14 protein-coding genes and 1 pseudogene are annotated in these 16491 nt (G+C 55.1%); 7 read left to right on the top strand and 8 right to left on the bottom strand.

From position 1 onward, the window contains the following. Position 1 precedes the first annotated feature (1 nt). The 5 genes from M5B99_RS07555 to M5B99_RS07535 are packed head-to-tail and all read left to right on the top strand — an operon-like array spanning position 2 to position 4573. Complete coding sequence (locus M5B99_RS07555; RefSeq protein WP_248803444.1) at positions 2–1975, top strand: heme lyase CcmF/NrfE family subunit; 1974 nt, start codon at positions 2–4, stop codon at positions 1973–1975. Next, positions 1972–2508, top strand: a complete 537-nt coding sequence (locus M5B99_RS07550) for a DsbE family thiol:disulfide interchange protein (RefSeq protein WP_248803443.1) — start codon at positions 1972–1974, stop codon at positions 2506–2508. The genes M5B99_RS07555 and M5B99_RS07550 overlap by 4 nt, the downstream gene beginning before the upstream one ends. Beyond that, complete coding sequence (locus tag M5B99_RS07545; protein ID WP_248803442.1) at positions 2505–2975, top strand: cytochrome c-type biogenesis protein; 471 nt, start codon at positions 2505–2507, stop codon at positions 2973–2975. Before M5B99_RS07550 ends, M5B99_RS07545 begins: the two co-directional genes overlap by 4 nt. Next, a complete protein-coding gene (gene ccmI / locus M5B99_RS07540) occupies positions 2972–4171 on the top strand; it encodes a c-type cytochrome biogenesis protein CcmI (RefSeq protein WP_248803441.1) in 1200 nt (399 codons plus the stop codon). The genes M5B99_RS07545 and ccmI overlap by 4 nt, the downstream gene beginning before the upstream one ends. Before the next feature lie 9 nt (positions 4172–4180). Beyond that, positions 4181–4573, top strand: a complete 393-nt coding sequence (locus M5B99_RS07535) for a hypothetical protein (RefSeq protein ID WP_248803440.1) — start codon at positions 4181–4183, stop codon at positions 4571–4573. 425 nt (positions 4574–4998) lie between these two features. Here M5B99_RS07535 and M5B99_RS07530 read toward each other — a convergent pair whose 3' ends face one another. Genes M5B99_RS07530 through lanM form a run of 4 tightly spaced genes read right to left on the bottom strand, consistent with a single transcriptional unit; the run spans position 4999 to position 10423 of the window. Beyond that, positions 4999–5727: an AAA family ATPase gene (locus M5B99_RS07530; RefSeq protein WP_248803439.1), complete on the bottom strand. Its 729-nt coding sequence runs from the start codon at positions 5725–5727 to the stop codon at positions 4999–5001. Further along, positions 5708–6601 (bottom strand): hypothetical protein, encoded by an 894-nt coding sequence (locus tag M5B99_RS07525; protein ID WP_248803438.1) that lies wholly within the window; start codon positions 6599–6601, stop codon positions 5708–5710. The genes M5B99_RS07530 and M5B99_RS07525 overlap by 20 nt, the downstream gene beginning before the upstream one ends. Further along, the gene (locus M5B99_RS07520; protein WP_248803437.1) at positions 6594–7475 is read right to left on the bottom strand and encodes an ABC transporter transmembrane domain-containing protein; all 882 of its coding nucleotides are present in this window, start codon (positions 7473–7475) and stop codon (positions 6594–6596) included. Before M5B99_RS07520 ends, M5B99_RS07525 begins: the two co-directional genes overlap by 8 nt. Then, a complete protein-coding gene (lanM, locus tag M5B99_RS07515) occupies positions 7475–10423 on the bottom strand; it encodes a type 2 lanthipeptide synthetase LanM (protein ID WP_248803436.1) in 2949 nt (982 codons plus the stop codon). The genes M5B99_RS07520 and lanM overlap by 1 nt, the downstream gene beginning before the upstream one ends. Positions 10424–11186: 763 nt before the next feature. On the opposite strand from lanM, the pseudogene M5B99_RS07510 reads away from it, so the two are divergent. Continuing rightward, positions 11187–11456: pseudogene (locus M5B99_RS07510) on the top strand (group II intron reverse transcriptase/maturase); the annotation flags it as partial. Positions 11457–11630: 174 nt separating this feature from the next. Then, positions 11631–12269 carry a DUF5666 domain-containing protein gene (locus M5B99_RS07505; protein ID WP_248803435.1) on the top strand — a complete coding sequence of 213 codons (639 nt, stop codon included), beginning with the start codon at positions 11631–11633 and terminating at the stop codon, positions 12267–12269. Positions 12270–12435: 166 nt separating this feature from the next. On the opposite strand, the gene M5B99_RS07500 is transcribed toward M5B99_RS07505, so the two are convergent. The 4 genes from M5B99_RS07500 to M5B99_RS07485 all read right to left on the bottom strand — a co-directional run bounded on the left by M5B99_RS07500 (position 12436) and on the right by M5B99_RS07485 (position 16484). Next, the gene (locus M5B99_RS07500) at positions 12436–13434 is read right to left on the bottom strand and encodes a sulfate ABC transporter substrate-binding protein (protein ID WP_248803434.1); all 999 of its coding nucleotides are present in this window, start codon (positions 13432–13434) and stop codon (positions 12436–12438) included. Positions 13435–13526: 92 nt separating this feature from the next. Further along, entirely contained in the window at positions 13527–14351 is an 825-nt protein-coding gene (locus M5B99_RS07495; RefSeq protein ID WP_248803433.1) for an ion transporter, read from the bottom strand. A gap of 192 nt (positions 14352–14543) precedes the next feature. Next, positions 14544–15452: an urea transporter gene (locus tag M5B99_RS07490; protein ID WP_248803432.1), complete on the bottom strand. Its 909-nt coding sequence runs from the start codon at positions 15450–15452 to the stop codon at positions 14544–14546. Between the two features lie 141 nt (positions 15453–15593). Beyond that, positions 15594–16484: a 2-hydroxy-3-oxopropionate reductase gene (locus tag M5B99_RS07485; protein WP_248803431.1), complete on the bottom strand. Its 891-nt coding sequence runs from the start codon at positions 16482–16484 to the stop codon at positions 15594–15596. Between the last annotated feature and the right edge of the window lie 7 nt (positions 16485–16491).

Below are 16491 nucleotides of genomic sequence, written 5' to 3'. Positions count from 1 at the left end.
GATGATTCCTGAGTTGGGCCATCTGGCCATGATCCTTGCACTGTGTTTCGCCCTGGTGCAGGCCACCGTCCCGCTGTTCGGCGCCTGGCGCGGTGACCGCCTGTGGATGAGCCTGGCGCGGCCGGCGGCCTGGGGACAGTTCTCTTTCCTGGTGTTCGCCTTCGGGGTGCTGACCTACGCCTTCATGACCGACGACTTTTCCGTCAGCTATGTCGCCAACAACTCCAACAGCGCCTTGCCCTGGTACTTCAAGTTCAGCGCCGTGTGGGGCGCCCACGAAGGCTCGCTGCTGCTCTGGGCCCTGATCCTCGGCGGCTGGACCTTTGCCGTGTCGGTCTTTTCCCGGCAACTGCCGCAGGTGATGCTGGCCCGGGTGCTGGCGGTGATGGGCATGATCAGCACCGGCTTCCTGTTGTTCCTGATCCTGACTTCCAACCCGTTCTCGCGGATCCTGCCGCAGATTCCGGCGGACGGTCGTGACCTCAACCCGTTGTTGCAGGACGTCGGCCTGATCGTCCATCCGCCGATGCTCTACATGGGCTATGTCGGCTTCTCGGTGGCCTTTGCCTTCGCCATCGCCGCCTTGCTTGGCGGGCGTCTCGACGCGGCCTGGGCGCGCTGGTCGCGGCCCTGGACCATCGTCGCCTGGGCGTTCCTGGGGGTTGGGATCACCCTCGGTTCCTGGTGGGCCTACTACGAACTTGGCTGGGGCGGCTGGTGGTTCTGGGACCCGGTGGAAAACGCCTCGTTCATGCCCTGGCTGGTGGGCACGGCGCTGATCCACTCCCTGGCGGTCACGGAAAAACGCGGGGTGTTCAAGAGCTGGACCGTGCTCCTGGCGATCGCGGCGTTTTCCCTGAGCCTGCTGGGAACCTTCCTGGTGCGTTCCGGGGTGCTGACCTCGGTGCACGCCTTCGCCTCCGACCCAGCGCGCGGGGTGTTCATTCTGATCTTCCTGCTGTTCGTGGTCGGTGGATCGCTGACCCTGTTCGCCCTGCGCGCACCGGTGGTGAAAAGCCATGTCGGCTTCAATTTGTGGTCGCGGGAAACCCTGCTGCTGGGCAACAACCTGGTGCTGGTGGTGGCGGCCTCGATGATCCTGCTGGGCACGTTGTACCCGCTGGTGCTCGATGCCCTCAGTGGCGCCAAGCTGTCGGTTGGGCCGCCGTACTTCAATGCCTTGTTCATCCCATTGATGGCGCTTTTGATGGTGGTGATGGCGGTCGGCGTGCTGGTGCGCTGGAAAGACACCCCGGTGAAATGGCTGGTGGGCATGCTGACCCCGGTGTTGCTGGGTAGCGTTGCCCTGGCGGTGGTGGCCGGGCTGGTCTATGGCGATTTCAACTGGGCGGTGCTGGCGACCTTCCTGCTCGCCGCCTGGGTGCTGCTGGCCGGCGTCCGCGACATCCTCGACAAGACCCGCAACAAGGGCCTGATCAAGGGCCTGCCGAGCCTGACCCGCAGCTATTGGGGCATGCAGCTGGCGCACCTGGGGATCGTGGTCTGCGCCCTGGGCGTGGTGCTGTCGAGCCAGGAGAGCGCCGAACGCGACCTGCGCATGGCGCCGGGCGAGTCCATGGAGCTGGGCGGTTACCACTTCATCTTCGAAGGCGCCAAGCATGTCGAAGGGCCGAACTTCACCTCGGACAGAGGTACGATCCGGGTGATTGAAAACGGCAAGGAAGTGGCGCTGCTGCACCCGGAGAAACGGTTGTACACCGTGCAGCAATCGATGATGACCGAAGCCGGGATCGACGCCGGTTTCACCCGTGACCTCTACGTCGCCCTCGGCGAGCCGCTGGAAAACGGCGCTTGGGCGGTGCGGGTGCACGTCAAGCCGTTCGTGCGCTGGATCTGGTTCGGCGGTCTGCTGACTGGCTTGGGCGGCGCACTGGCGGCGCTGGACCGGCGTTATCGGGTCAAGGTGAAGAGCCGTGTGCGTGAAGCGCTGGGCCTGAGTGGAGCGACGGCATGAAGCGTTGGTTGATGGTATTGCCGCTGGCGGCGTTCCTGGTGATGGCGGTGTTCCTTTATCGCGGTTTGTACCTGGATCCCTCCGAGCTGCCGTCGGCGATGATCGGCAAGCCGTTTCCGGCGTTCGCGTTGCCCAACGTGCAGGGCGACAAGCAACTGAGCGTGGCCGACCTGCATGGCAAGCCGGCGTTGGTGAATGTCTGGGGCACCTGGTGCATTTCCTGCCGGGTCGAGCACCCGGTGCTGAACAAGCTGGCCCAGCAGGGTGTGTTGATCTATGGCATCAACTACAAGGATGACAATGCCGAGGCATTGAAGTGGCTGAAGGATTTCCATAACCCCTACCAGCTGGATATCCGCGACGAGCAAGGTACCTTGGGCCTGGATCTGGGGGTCTATGGCGCGCCGGAGACCTTCTTCATCGACGCCAAGGGCGTTATTCGCTACAAGCACGTCGGTGTGATCGACGAGACGGTCTGGCGTGAGCAACTGGCGACGGTGTATCAGTCGCTGGTGGACGAGGCCCGCCCATGAAGCGCTGGTTAGCCGCGGCCGCCCTGGGCCTGAGTCTGGTCGGAATGGCCCATGCCGCCATCGACACCTATGAATTCGCCAACGATGCCGAACGTGAACGCTTTCACGATCTGACCAAGGAACTGCGCTGCCCCAAGTGCCAGAACCAGGACATCGCCGACTCCAACGCACCGATTGCCGCCGACCTGCGCCGGGAGATTTTCCGCATGCTCGGCGAGGGCAAGGACAATCAGCAGATCATCGACTTCATGGTTGACCGTTATGGCGACTTCGTGCGCTACAAGCCGGCCCTGAGCGGCAAGACCGCCTTGCTCTGGTTCGGCCCGGCCGGCCTGCTGCTGGGCGGTTTTGTCGTGATCGCGGTGATCATCCGCCGCCGTCGCGCCGAGGGTGCTGCTGCCCCGGACGCGCTTTCCGCCGAGGAGCGCCAGCGCCTCGACCACCTGCTGGATAAGAAAACCGAATGATTGATTTCTGGCTCGCTACAGGTCTGTTGTTACTGATTGCCCTGAGTTTCCTGTTGATTCCGATTTTGCGTGAACGCCGCGTGCAGCGCGAAGAAGATCGCACCGCGCTGAACGTCGCCCTCTACCAGGAGCGTGTCGCCGAGTTGCAGGCGCAGCAGGTCGAAGGTGTGCTCAGCACCGAGCAAATGGACAGCGGTCGGGCGGAAGCGGCCCGTGAATTGCTGGCCGATACCGAAGGCGTGGCACCGGCCCGTGTTTCGCGACTGGGCAAGCCATTGCCGTTGCTGGCGGCTTTGCTGGTCCCGGTGCTGGGGTTGGCGTTGTACCTGCATTTTGGCGCCAGCGACAAGGTCGAACTGACCCGTGAATTCGCCCAGGCACCGCAGTCCGTGGAAGAGATGACCCGGCGCCTGGAGCGGGCGGTGGCGGCCCAGCCGGATTCGGCCGAGGGCCTGTATTTCCTCGGACGTGCCTATATGGCCCAGGACCGTGCGGCCGATGCGGCGAAAGTGTTCGAGCGTACCGTCAAGGTGGCCGGGCGCCAGCCGGAGCTGCTCGGGCAGTGGGCCCAGGCGCAGTACTTTGCCGATGGCAAGCAGTGGTCGCCGCAGGTCCAGGCGCTGACCGATGAAGCGCTCAAGATCGATCCGAAGGAAGTCACCAGCCTGGGCTTGTTGGGGATCGCGGCGTTTGAAGGGCAGCGTTACCAGGAAGCCATCGACTACTGGAAACGTCTGCTGGCGCAATTACCGCCGGACGATAATTCCCGTGCCGCGTTGCAGGGCGGTATTGATCGCGCCAGTGAAAAGCTGGTGGCCAGCGGCGGCAAGGTCGTCGAGGCGCCCGTGGTCAAAGGCGCGTTGTTGAAAGTGCGAGTCGAGTTGGCGGCGGCACTGAAGGCCAAGGTGCAGCCGGGCGACAGCGTCTTCATCTTCGCCCGGGCGACCCAGGGGCCGCCCGCGCCGTTGGCGGCCAAGCGCCTGACCGTCGCCGACCTGCCAGCGACAGTGGAGTTGGGCGACAGCGACGCGATGATGCCGCAATTGAAACTGTCGAACTTTCCTGAAGTCCAACTGGTTGCACGGATTTCCCGCGCCGGCCAACCGACGGCGGGCGAGTGGATCGGGCGCAGCCAACCATTGGCCAGCAGCACCTCCGCGCAGCAGAACCTGACCATCGACAGCCCTGATAAATAGAGAATCGCCATGACCGCCATCGCTCGCCTCACCCTGTTAACGCTGGTCCTGGGGCTGAGCGCTTGTGCGGTCCATCGCCCGCCGCCGGAGGGGCCGACGATCCCGCCTTCCGGTCCGACGACCCAACCGTATCCACCGTACACGCCGGGTAAACCGGTCCCATCGAGCAAACCACGTCCGAGCTTCTCGCCGACGTTCGCCCCGCCACCGGGTGGTAACAGCCACTGGGACGGGCAGATGGGCGTCTATGTCCTCGACAACCAGACCAACACCTTCTATCGCCAGCGCACTTACTACCGCTGGAACAACGGCTGGAGCCGCTCCATCAGCCCCAGCGGACCGTGGGAAGACACCGATATCCATGGCGTGCCACCGGGACTGAGCAAACAGTTCGGTCAGTGAGCGAAAACGGCGATCCCGACAGGTCGCCGTTTTTTTGGGGGCGCCAGGCATGGCGCGTAGCGCCGTGACTGGCGCTGTTCGGCTCACTGTGGTGGTGAAGTCGGACGACTTGGAGGTGAAAGTCCTCTACACACCCGGCAAGGGGAAGTGTTAGCCAGAGGCAAGGGTGTCGCGGGTGACTGCGAATCCGAAGGAAGCCCGAGGCAAAATGCTGGGCTGACGAACCCAAAGGCGGCACAAGACAACTGGGCATCCCCAACGTCGTGGATCGCTTGATCCAGCAGGCACTGCTGCAACAGCCAGCGTTTGAAACTGACGCTGAATCGGGAAAAGAGCCGCGTAGCACGGCCTTGGGTCTGCGATTACTTGGGTTATGGGATGAGTTGGCACAAGCAGCCAAAATCAGGAACTTTCGATCAAAAAAATTATTCGTTATCAGAAATTAATTTCTCCAGATATTGCCCGTTGGAGTTTATAACGGCCTTATAAATACTGTAAGCCTCCATGTCACAAGCGTTAGCCGATGCCAAAACTCCATCATGTAAGTGCATGAGCTCGCCGTTCGGAATGAACATCATGATAGGGGAATGTGTGGCGATAATAAATTGTGAACCCTGTTTGGATAACTCAACGATTCTAAGTGCCAGGCTGAGTTGGCGAGAGGGGTGCAAGGAGGCTTCGGGCTCGTCCAATATGTAAATGCCATTGGCTTTGAATCTGTTTTGGTAAAGTGACTCCATTGCTTCGCCATGAGAGAGGGTATGTAGGTCCCGCCCTCCGTAATAGGACTTTATTTCAGGGTCGAAGCTACCCGCACTGTCCAATCGCCTCACTTCTGAGCTGAAATTATAAAAAGTTTCCGCCCGATAAAAGAAAAGATCTTTCTCTTTTCGATAGCCTTTGGAAATAATAATGTGGTTGTGCAGATCTGAGTGGGTGGATTCTGTATTGAATCTGAAGTTTTTACCTCCTCCTTCAGGGTTGCAGCCCAATTTGACGGCAATGGCCTCCAGGAGTGTGGATTTTCCTGCGCCGTTATCTCCAGCGATAAGGGTTATGGGATGGTTCAGATCCAACGGAAAAATACCCGCGATTGGGTTAGCCGGAAACGTGTCGGCCTTGAGTCGTATGGATTTAACGAATAGATTGTTCATGAGTATAGTTGAAAACCCTGTGTAATGAATTTTTTGTTCCGATCAACGACAGCGCGATTTGTATGGAATGGTTGGCGCCAAGTGCAAACATTCCTATATAGCCTAGGTAATAAATCAAATCAGCTCCGAGTGTTTTTGGAGAAAGTGTGGAGATAAGGAATAGTGATATGGCGATGATGACAGCTATGAAAATTTCAGGGCCGCTGCTGAGATAGATACTGATTTTTTCATATCGATATTTGGTGCCGATAGCGTTCTTTAGGTGATGATTGCTCATGATCATTTTATGATTGAAGTGGCGAAGGCTTTCTGAAGAAGCTTGCTTTAGCTCAATAATAGAGGTTTTATATCGTTGTTCTTGTTCGATTTCGGTTGTGTACGCGTGTGTTATTTTTTTGGAGGAGTGGGTGACATGGATATATGAGAAGGCGAAGAGTGCTAATAAGGGAGGCGCCATAAAGAGATTTTCAAGAATGAGCATGGAGAATGTAATTATAGTCAGACTGCTCGCGCCTGCCAGTTCAACGATTTGTATTGCGCTTGAAGCGATGCGTTCGGAGTCTTCTTTTATAAGGGTGGCCAGTTTTCCCTGGTCAGTTGACAATATATTATCATAAATATATTCAATTATTAGGAGCCGTATTTTTGATTTTATATATTGATTTAGCGTTTCGGAGAAGCACTGCGTAACGCTTTTTAGCGAGAAAACCGCGATCAATAGCGCTATGGTTAAAAAAAACTGGTCAGGTTTTGAGATTTCCTTAATGTTTATACTGATAATATAAGGTATTAGAAATTGTAGTAGTGCTGTTGTCAGCGATAGCACCAAGCTTGTAATAATGAGCGCTCGACAAACTTTTATTATTTTAGTCATGTGCGCCATCTCGTTTGTGTAATAAACGCACCCTTGAGTGTCTGTAAAAAGCTTCAGGGGTTGAAAAATATATTCCAACCAAAAATCTAAGTGGTATTAATATGCGATCAATATACAGGGTTGACGCGATTAGCTCGCCTAGAGTTAAAGTGTTGGCCGTTATGAGTGTGCTTCCGATATATAAAATCGCAGATAGGCCAATCAGCGAAGATAATCCAGAAATTGCATTTAAAGATGATATGTTTAACTGTGTGCGCCATAGTACGTGAAGTACGAGTGCTTTGTGTTTTTTGAATTTTGTAAAAAGAGGTCTGTCTTTGGTTTTCGTTCTGGATAATATTTTGCTGATGAGAGATGTGTTTTCTTCTATGTATTTTCCATAAGCCGTCTTCATTTTTTTCTGAGTCAAAAAATAAATTAAAGAGGCGAATAAAATAGCCGCAGTTGGCGCTATGGAAAGCGAGGGCTGATAGCTAAATATTGCGATGAAGGCAATGATTATTGCGGTGAGGCTCGTACTAACGTCATAATATAGGCTGTGATGCAGGTAGATGGAGTTGTCCGTGTCGTTATCAATGTACTCGATAATATCCCCCTCTGATGGGGAGTTTTTATTGTGCTTAATCAGGACCTCTAGAGACCTTTGTTTTAGTTTAATTCTTGTTGAAGAGTTGGTGTGCGCTAAATAAATGTTGTTGACTAGTTTTAAGCAGGGCGCGAGGATAAGACCGCTGCAGGCGATTAAAAGATAGGAAAGTTGTAGTTGGTTGTGTGCGTGGTAGTGGTCGATAAGTTTTCCCAAAAAAAAGGGGGTGCTCAAGTTTATGCACGCAGCGACACCGCCAAGGCCGATAAAACGGAAATTTTGAATCATTATTGTAAGTAGTCCATTTGGTGGATGAGAAAAGGAAATTTAAACGATTCATTTAAAACCCCGTGAGCACCTAAAATGGCGCCCGTTTTACCCACCCATAGGCCTAATGGATCGGCCGCTCTTGTGCGTAGCTCTCTTGTGTCGTGCTCTGCTAAGAGAGATGTATTTAGCCAGGTGTAAACCCTTTGATCGAGCAGTGACGGAGGGTAGACGCTCTTTATAATATTGAGTAGGCCATAGGCGCCATGGCAAATCGAGTCATTGATAGGGCGCTTGCGCTGACGCAGGTTTTCGTAGCTGAAAAAGGAGCAGGGTGGATTGTTTCTAATGAACTCCAATGCCTCCGGGACATGATGCTCCGAAAAATATTGGAGAATAAGATAGTTTCCTGGTAGTCCATGGCTCCAAGAGAACTCTCCATTTGTTGACTCTGACCTTCTGCGATAGTCCGGCCAGTTCTTAATGTTTTTATCATATTGTTGCAACTCCCAGTCCAGAAAGTCTACAAAGGTATTGTAGATTTTTTGATTCTTTGAAATGGTTCTGTAAAAATAAAATATTGAATAGGCGCAGCCCATGACACCATGAGAAAGCCCCGAAAGAAGTGAGTCGTTACGAGTTGTAATTGATCTGTCAAATTGTACAAGACGTTTGCCGTTTAGTAGCACCAGCTCTGAATCGATTTTTTTGTATAAGTTACATGCTAGTTCACGAAAGTCATTGTCTTTAGTCAGTTCGTATAGCTTGGTCAAAACACTAAGAGTGCCATACATTCCTGAAAGGAGGTCCGCCCCCCAAAAATATTTTTGCCACCAATCTTCTGAGATCGCACTATGGAAGTAGCTTTTGTATTGCGACAATAATTCGTCGTGCCGGTTGTCCTCGAAATATTTCAGGGTTATGATCAGCGGGAGAACTGAAGATGAGAGGCCAAAATGTGAGCCACCTAAGTGTGTACCTCTATTATGAAGCTTTTTGTTAACCCGATTGTATGCTTCATTCAATATATTCAGAATGCTTTCTTTTGGAATGGGTTTGTTTTGATGTATCATTGCTAAACCATAAGCCATCCCCGATAGACCATAATACAGATCCTCTCCAAGCTCAGAGTACTCGATATATCCACCTGGTGATGCATGAAATCCATACCAGAGGCCATTATTTGAAAGCTCATATGAGATTTTTTCTATTAAGAAATCTATGTTTGAATTTTGGGCGAATCTTATGTCTTCAAGTTTTTCTTGAATAGAGGAACACGTATCGTTGATATTGTCTTCTTTTCTAAAAGTATACGTTGTTAGCTTGCGATCATGCTCGTACATATACCGCATAGCGGTCAGCGTATTGCTTATTTGTGATATCTCGAAACGGCGTCTGGCCTCCGTAAAGTTTTCAATGTAGCTAATGCTATTTGAAAGCCCGTCCAGATAGCTACCGGGCGGCAAGTGCCCCTTTCCTGAGTAATGGGGTTCGGAAAATGAAAGTTCCCCAACGCAGCTTTTTGCGTAAGGAATATCAATATTCAACAGTGCATTGACTTCCGCAGGTAAAAAACCCACTGCCGGCGCATTATCGTTATCAAGGATTTTCGTCAGAAAAGCTTTTCGTTTTTCCGTTGAACACATCAGGGACGCATGAAGCGAACACTGAATTGCATAATGGTAAGTGGCAGTAGGTCGGGGGACGTAGCGGCACGTAAGCCCTTTGAATGATCGAATTTTTTTGATGACATACGCCTGATGTTTTTTTAACGTTTCGAAGAAGCAAGTGAAACCTTCCTGGATTTCTCTTTCATATTCCCACGGGCTGACGATGCAGCCATTAAGGTATAAGACGTTTTTTCCAGGATATATTTTTACACCGTCCGTGCCAAATCGCCCATTATCCTTATCATCTTCCAAGTGCTGATACAAGTTGAGGCTTACATATTGTTCTTTTAATCCGCCCAAAGCGCTTAAGTCTACCCCTATGCCATCTGTACCCTTCCATGTCCAATTGGGAAGAATGCTGGTTTGGGCGCTATTCCAGCGAACTTCCTTGGGAATGCTACTAATGTTCAATACGCAATAAAAAATGGTTTCTAGATCAATAGGGACAGGGTGGCTTGTATTGCAAATCAGATTGTCGCATGTAATGTCGGATGTTGTGAATGCCGTACAGTATCCTAATAAAAAACCGGCCCGTCTATAATAGGTCTGCACGTCCGCAATATCGTTGGCGGGCAATTGTGGAAAATATTTGGCCCAGCCGTGTGTTGGATGAACTATGTATAAAGGGATTTTCCATTCTGAATAGTGACTGTCAGCTTTTTTTGAAAGGTACTCCAAAAGCATTGAGGCGCGGTTTTCAATGTCAAGATTTCGCGGCTTGTAAACGACCTTGCTACCATTTGTAAATGTTAAAGTGCAGGCGGTGAGCGAGCCATTATGGGTTTCCCCCTCGGAGGGGGTGCACTCAAGGAGTAAGTGAGCGGAGCTCAAACTGGTTAAAGCTTTGAATCCGGGTTTGTCCTCTGTTAGTCGCAGGGCTAGTAGGTAAGTCTGATCGATGAAGTTATCGGTTATTTTTTGTAGGGTTCGCGTTAATTCTGGATATGACTCAAGAATATTAAGAAGGTATTCGTTGTTTTTTCTAAGTATTGCGTAATGCTCGAATACGCCAAGTTTGTGGGGTTTAATTGTTTGATTTAATATGTCTCGTTCGACAGATAGTACATTCTGCGCGGTGTTCGTAATACGAGTTGAGAGGTTGCCGACGTAACCATTTATAATGGCCTTGCCTTCCTCGTGATCGAGCTTCTCTATTTGAGTCAGGTTTCTTTTAGTTTTCTCTACGTAGTAAGCTAGAAATGGCCAGACAGGGCAGTCGGTAGTTAGATTTTCTGCGGAGGAATTAAGCGTTAAGAAATCTATGGCTGCCGAGGCGGTAGCACCTTGAGCATCGTTCATATTGGGATACCTTAATGGTTATGGTCGGCAGCGACAATGCCGCCGCCGACTCAACTTGACCAGCCTCAGGAATAGGTCGCATTGCAGCAGGTGTTCCAGCATTGAGTGCAACAGCTTGTGCACGGTAAGGTTCCACTGCTCGCGGCGGTTAGATTGCTATACGCTTGAATAACGAGCGCGGATATTGGCGCAATTGCTTCAAGTACTACGGTTCTGTTGTTTTTAATTGTTTCAAGATCGATTTGCATGGCATACCTCAATTAGTATGATCCAGAATACCCGCTCAATCGGGTATTACACTCCGTCCGTTGTTGATTTTCGTGGGGTGATGCTGACTGGTTGGGTAAGTGAAATTATGATGTGTCCATTTGAATAGTCCTTTTGTTAGGTGAGCGGTTTTTCCGCTGATTTAATAATTTCCCTCATCGCTCATTTAGTCAATTGCCCCATTTTCGGTTTTATCTGTAGTCTTTTATTTTTTGGATCGAAGGCTGATTCCTACAAAGCTTTCGTGTTCTTCAGGGGTTGTAAGTTAGGAGAGGCTTTGATGAGAGGTATTTCTTTCTAGATGTGGGGCAGCACAGTTTTAATGATTTGGTACTGCCGGCAACGCCGCCGAGATCGAGCCGATCTCCCAGGAACGAATATTTAAGGTTCTTCACGGAATCTCGGGAAAGACACAAACAAGAACGCCGATTTTATGGATGATTTTCGTGCGAGCAAACACATCTAAAAACCGGCGCTCTTATGCACGATATTAATACGTTTCGTGCGCTATACCGACGATGCGAACATCTATATGCGCAGTTGCCGTGCAGGCGAACGAGTAATGGCCAGCGTCGAGCGTTTCCTGAGCCAGCGTTTGAAACTGATGCTGAATCGGGAAAAGAGCCGCGTAGCACGGCCTTGGGTCTGCGATTACTTGGGTTATGGGATGAGTTGGCACAAGCAGCCAAAACTGAGGGTGGCGAGCCTGAGCCTGCACCGCCGTATACGGAACCATACGTACGGTGGTGTGAGAGGACGGCGGCTGTGAAGCCGCCTCCTGCTCGATGGGACGTTATTTCGCGATGCCTGGAAACAGGCCCTTTGAGGGGAGGGGGAAACCGTGAGGACAATATTTCATCCCCGAGTCCTGCGATCGGCGCTATAACAGTCCTGTTGAATTGAGAACCGTTCACCTCCCATCCAAGGAATCTGACGTCCCATGAATTCGATTTTCGGCAAATTGGCTGGCCGCGGTGCGTTGGCCTCGGCGATGAGTCTGGCGGTATTGATGTCAGTCGGCGTTGCGCGGGCCGCCGATGCTCCGGCCCAGCGGGTTGCGGTGCGTGGCGAGATCACGGCGGTCGAGGCGGACGCGCTCAAGGTGCATACCCTCGCGAACGAGAATGTCACGGTCGGCATGACCAAGGACACCCAGGTTCGCGGGGTGGCCCTCGCGAAGCTCTCGGATATCAAGCCCGGCAGCTACATCGGCACGGCGGCGATGCCGGGCCCGGACGGTACGCTGACGGCGATGGAAGTGCATGTCTTTCCGCCCGAGATGGCTGGCACCGGGGATGGCCACCGGCCTTTCGACCTGGCGCAGGGCAGCACCATGACCAATGGCCGCGTGGGTGAGTTGAAGGTCGCCAATGGACGGACCCTGACCCTGAGCTACAAGGGCGGTGAGAAGACGGTCGTGGTTCCGGAGGGTGTGCCCATCGTCAACCTGGTACCCAGTGATCGCAGCCTGCTCAAGCCGGGGGTGAAGGTGGTGCTGTTTGCCCAGCAGGGGGCGGATGGCAAGCTGACGGCAGCGGGGATTTCCGCGGGTGAGAATGGGCTCAAGCCGCCGATGTGAGAGACGGAGGCGTTATTTTGCAAACACCACCGATTCGTAGGAGCGGCCGGTCGACGCTCGGTTGCCGGCGATGAGGCCCTGGCGTCTTGCATTGATCTTGCGGGCGCCATCGCCAGCAAGCTGGCGCCTGGAGGGGGGCGGTGTTTTCAATAGCGCGTGGTGACGGTTACTTGCCGTTATAGATCTGATCGAACACGCCACCATCATTGAAGTGGGTCTTCTGTACCGTGCGCCAGTCGCCGAAGGTCTTTTCCACCGAGAGGAAGTCGACTTTCGGGAAGCGGTCGGTGAACTTGGCCAGCACCTGCGGATCACGCGGGCGCAGGTAGTTGTTGGCGGCGATTTCCTGGCCTTCCGGCGACCACAGGTACTTCAGGTATTCCTCGGCCAGCGCACGGCTGCCTTTCTTGTCGACCACCTTGTCCACCACGCTCACTGGTGGCTCGGCTTCGGCGGACACGCTCGGGTAGACCACTTCGAACTGGTCGCGACCGAACTCGCGGGCAATCATTTCCGCTTCGTTCTCAAAGGTCACCAGCACGTCGCCGATCTGGTTGGTCATGAAGGTAGTGGTCGCCGCGCGACCGCCGGTATCGAGCACCGGAGCCTGCTTGAACAGCTTGCCGACAAACTCCTTGGCCTTGTTCTCGTCACCGCCGTTCTTCAGCACATAACCCCAGGCCGACAGGTAGGTGTAGCGGCCGTTACCCGAGGTCTTGGGGTTGGGCACGATCACCTGGACACCGTCCTTGAGCAGGTCCGGCCAGTCTTTCAGGACCTTGGGGTTGCCCTTGCGGACGATGAACACGGTGGCGGAAGTGAACGGCGCACTGTTGTTCGGCAGACGGGTGACCCAGTTGTCCGGGACCAGCTTGCCGTTGTCCACCAGGGCGTTGATGTCGGTGGCCATGTTCATGGTGATCACGTCCGCCGGCAGCCCGTCGATAACCGAACGCGCCTGCTTGCTGGAGCCGCCGAAGGACATCTGCAAGGTGATGTTTTCATTGTGCTCGGCCTGCCAGTGTTTCTGGAACGCCACGTTGTAGTCTTTGTAGAAGTCGCGCATCACGTCGTAGGAAACGTTCAGCAAAGTCGGTGCGGCCTGGGCCAGGCTGCCAAAGGCCAGGCCGGCGGCCAAAAGTGAGGCGCCAAAAATTTTTTTCACTGCGCAGTCCTTGTTTCAGCTGAGAGAGGGGTAATTTGCCGGCAACTATAACGGCGCAGGTATAGTCATTTAAAGATTAAAAAATACTTTGCTTATTCTATTTTCTTGTATAGCGCATTCCCACAACGGGAGCAGAAAGAGGCTTCCGGTTCGTGGCTGTTTTTCCCGCAGGTCGGGCAGTCGTGCTTATGCGAATCGCCGCGCATGGCATTGGCCAGTTCGGCGGTGAAGATCCCGGTGGGCACGGCGATGATCGAGTAACCGGTGATCATCACCAGGGAAGAAATCACCTGGCCCAGCACGGTCTTGGGCACGATATCGCCATAACCCACGGTGGTGAGGGTAACGATAGCCCAGTAGATGCCCTTGGGAATGCTGGTAAAGCCATGTTCCGGGCCTTCGACCACGTACATCAGGGTGCCGAACACTATCACCAGGGTGCAGACGCTGAGCAGGAACACCAGGATTTTCTGCTTGCTGCCGCGCAGAGCGTCGAGCAGATAGTGCGCCTGTTTCAGGTAGGGGCCGAGCTTGAGTACCCGGAAGATCCGCAGCATGCGGATGATGCGGATGATCAGCAGGTATTGGGCGTCACTGTAGTAGAGCGCGAGGATCCCCGGCACGATGGCCAGCAGGTCCACCAGCCCGTAGAAGCTGAAGGCATAGCGCAGCGGCCGCGGCGAGCAGTACAGGCGCAGCAGGTACTCGATGGCGAAAATGATGGTGAAGCCCCATTCTATATAGGCCAGGGCGTCGGCGAAGGTCTGGTGGAAACTCTCGATGCTGTCGAGGATCACGATCACCAGGCTGGCGAGGATGATCAGCAGCAGGGTTTTGTCGAAGCGCCTGCCGGCGACGGTGTCGGATTGGAAAACCATGACGTAGAGCCGCTGGCGCCAGTCGTTGTTACTGTTCATGAAGTGTTGCCCAAGCTTATGGATGCGGGAAGCGTGGGGGATTGCCGATCATTGCGCAAGCCGGGGGGCTTTGGGGGGAGCATTGGCTGCGCTCTCTTGTAGGGCTTGCCGGCGATGGCGTTCTCAGGGGCGATGCATGACTTGAGGGCCTCATCGCCGGCAAGCCGGCTCCCACAAGGCTTTGCGGCGCTTTCAGGATCCCGTTTCCTTTGCCGGCCAGCGTTGGGCTTGCGGTCTACTGTTGCTTGTCTGGTGCAATACACGGGCTCCGGCCCGAACCAGCCAGCAGGCAAGGATAAAGGGCGCGGTCAGCGGCGCCAGGCCGAGGGCGGAAAAACCGGGTGTCAGCAGGTTCGCCAGGAGCATGCCGATCAGCACGGGCCAGGGTGTTCGCTGCCGTTGGCTCAGGGCAAGCGCGACCAGCGCCGGGTTGTAGCCGGCCAGCCCGAGCTGGGTGGCGGACGCCGGATCATGCAGGAGGGTGAAGGCCAGTCCGACGGTGCTGCCGAGGACCGCCCAGAAGGCGGCGCGGCGATTGGCGAGCAGCAGTCCGATGAGGATCGACAAGGCCGCCAGGGGCTGGTCGAGGAACATGACCTGGCCCAGGCCGATGAAAGCCGTGTTGGCGTAGGCGAAGGCGTCATCAAGGGGGACTGTCACGCTGCTCTGGGCCGGGGCCGTGAACGCCAGCAAGAACCAGCTCAGGCCGACAAAGGGAGCGGTGTAGGCCGGCAGGCTCCGCGCGTCGCCGGTGTATTTGAGCCATTGCCGGACCAGAATCGCGCTCAGGCCGGAGGCGGCGATGATCAGCGGCGGGATCAGTATCGACCAGGGAAACCGCAGGCTGATCAGCAGGCCCAGCAGCACGCCGTTGTAGCTGTAGAGACCGGCCTGGCGCTCGGCCTTGGGGTAGCCGCGACGCTGGGCGGTGAGCAGGCCGGCTAGACCGCCGAGCAACGCGCCGCCGAGCAGGGTCGGGGCGCCCAGGAGTATCGCCAGTAGGCAGCACAGGCCGCAGAGCGGATGGCATTGGAGGAAGATCTGGCTGAAGCCGTTGAGCAGGGCGGTTGCCCAGTCGGGGCAGTGGGACGTGTTCGGCATGGTGTGTGTCAGGGGGATTCTTTGAGGGCGCAAGACCGCTTTCGCGAGCAAGCTCTGCTCCTACAGGATTTGTGTTCGACGCAACATTGTAGGAGCCGGCAAGCCGGCTCCTACAGTTGACTGCGTTCAGCCGGGAGGGGCCTAACGCTCGCGAATCGAGAAATTCGCCATATGCTCCAGGCCCTTGATCAGCGCCGAATGGTCCCACTGGCTGCCGCCGATGGCCGCGCAAGTGTTGAACACCTGCTGGGCATTGGCGGTGTTGGGCAGGTTGATATTCAACTCGCGGGCTCCGGCCAGGGCCAGGTTCAGGTCCTTCTGGTGCAGGCTGATCCGGAAGCCCGGGTCGAAGGTGCCCTTGATCATGCGCTCGCCATGCACTTCGAGGATTTTCGACGAGGCGAAGCCGCCCATCAGTGCTTCACGGACCTTGGCCGGGTCAGCGCCGTTCTTCGCGGCGAACAACAGTGCCTCGGCGACCGCCTGGATATTCAGGGCGACGATGATCTGGTTCGCCACCTTGGCGGTCTGGCCGTCACCGTTGCCACCGACCAGGGTGATGTTCTTGCCCATGTGCTGGAACAGCGGCAGGGCGCGGGCGAAGGCCTGGGCGTCGCCGCCGACCATGATGCTCAGGGTCGCGGCCTTGGCGCCGACCTCACCACCGGATACCGGGGCGTCGAGGTACTGCGCGCCTTTCTCGTTGATCCTGGCCGCGAACGCCTTGGTGGCGGTGGGCGAGATCGAGCTCATGTCGATGACGATCTTGCCCGGGCCGACGCTGGCGGCAATGCCGTCGGCACGAAACAGCACGTCCTCGACCTGCGGCGTGTCCGGCACCATGACGATGATGAACTCGGCTTCCTGGGCGACTTCCTTCGGGCTCGCCAGGGCCACCGCGCCAGCATTGATCAGGTCGACCGGGGCGGCGTCGTGGTGGTGGGACAGGAACAGGCTGTGACCTGCCTTTTGCAGATTGGCGGCCATGGGATGGCCCATGATGCCAGTGCCGATAAAACCGATTTTAGCCATGATAACG

The organism is Pseudomonas sp. MWU13-2100 (assembly GCF_023242365.1).
Lineage (GTDB): Bacteria > Pseudomonadota > Gammaproteobacteria > Pseudomonadales > Pseudomonadaceae > Aquipseudomonas.
The sequence above is the reverse complement of the archived record's forward strand: the minus strand, read 5'-3'. Positions and strand labels throughout refer to the sequence as shown.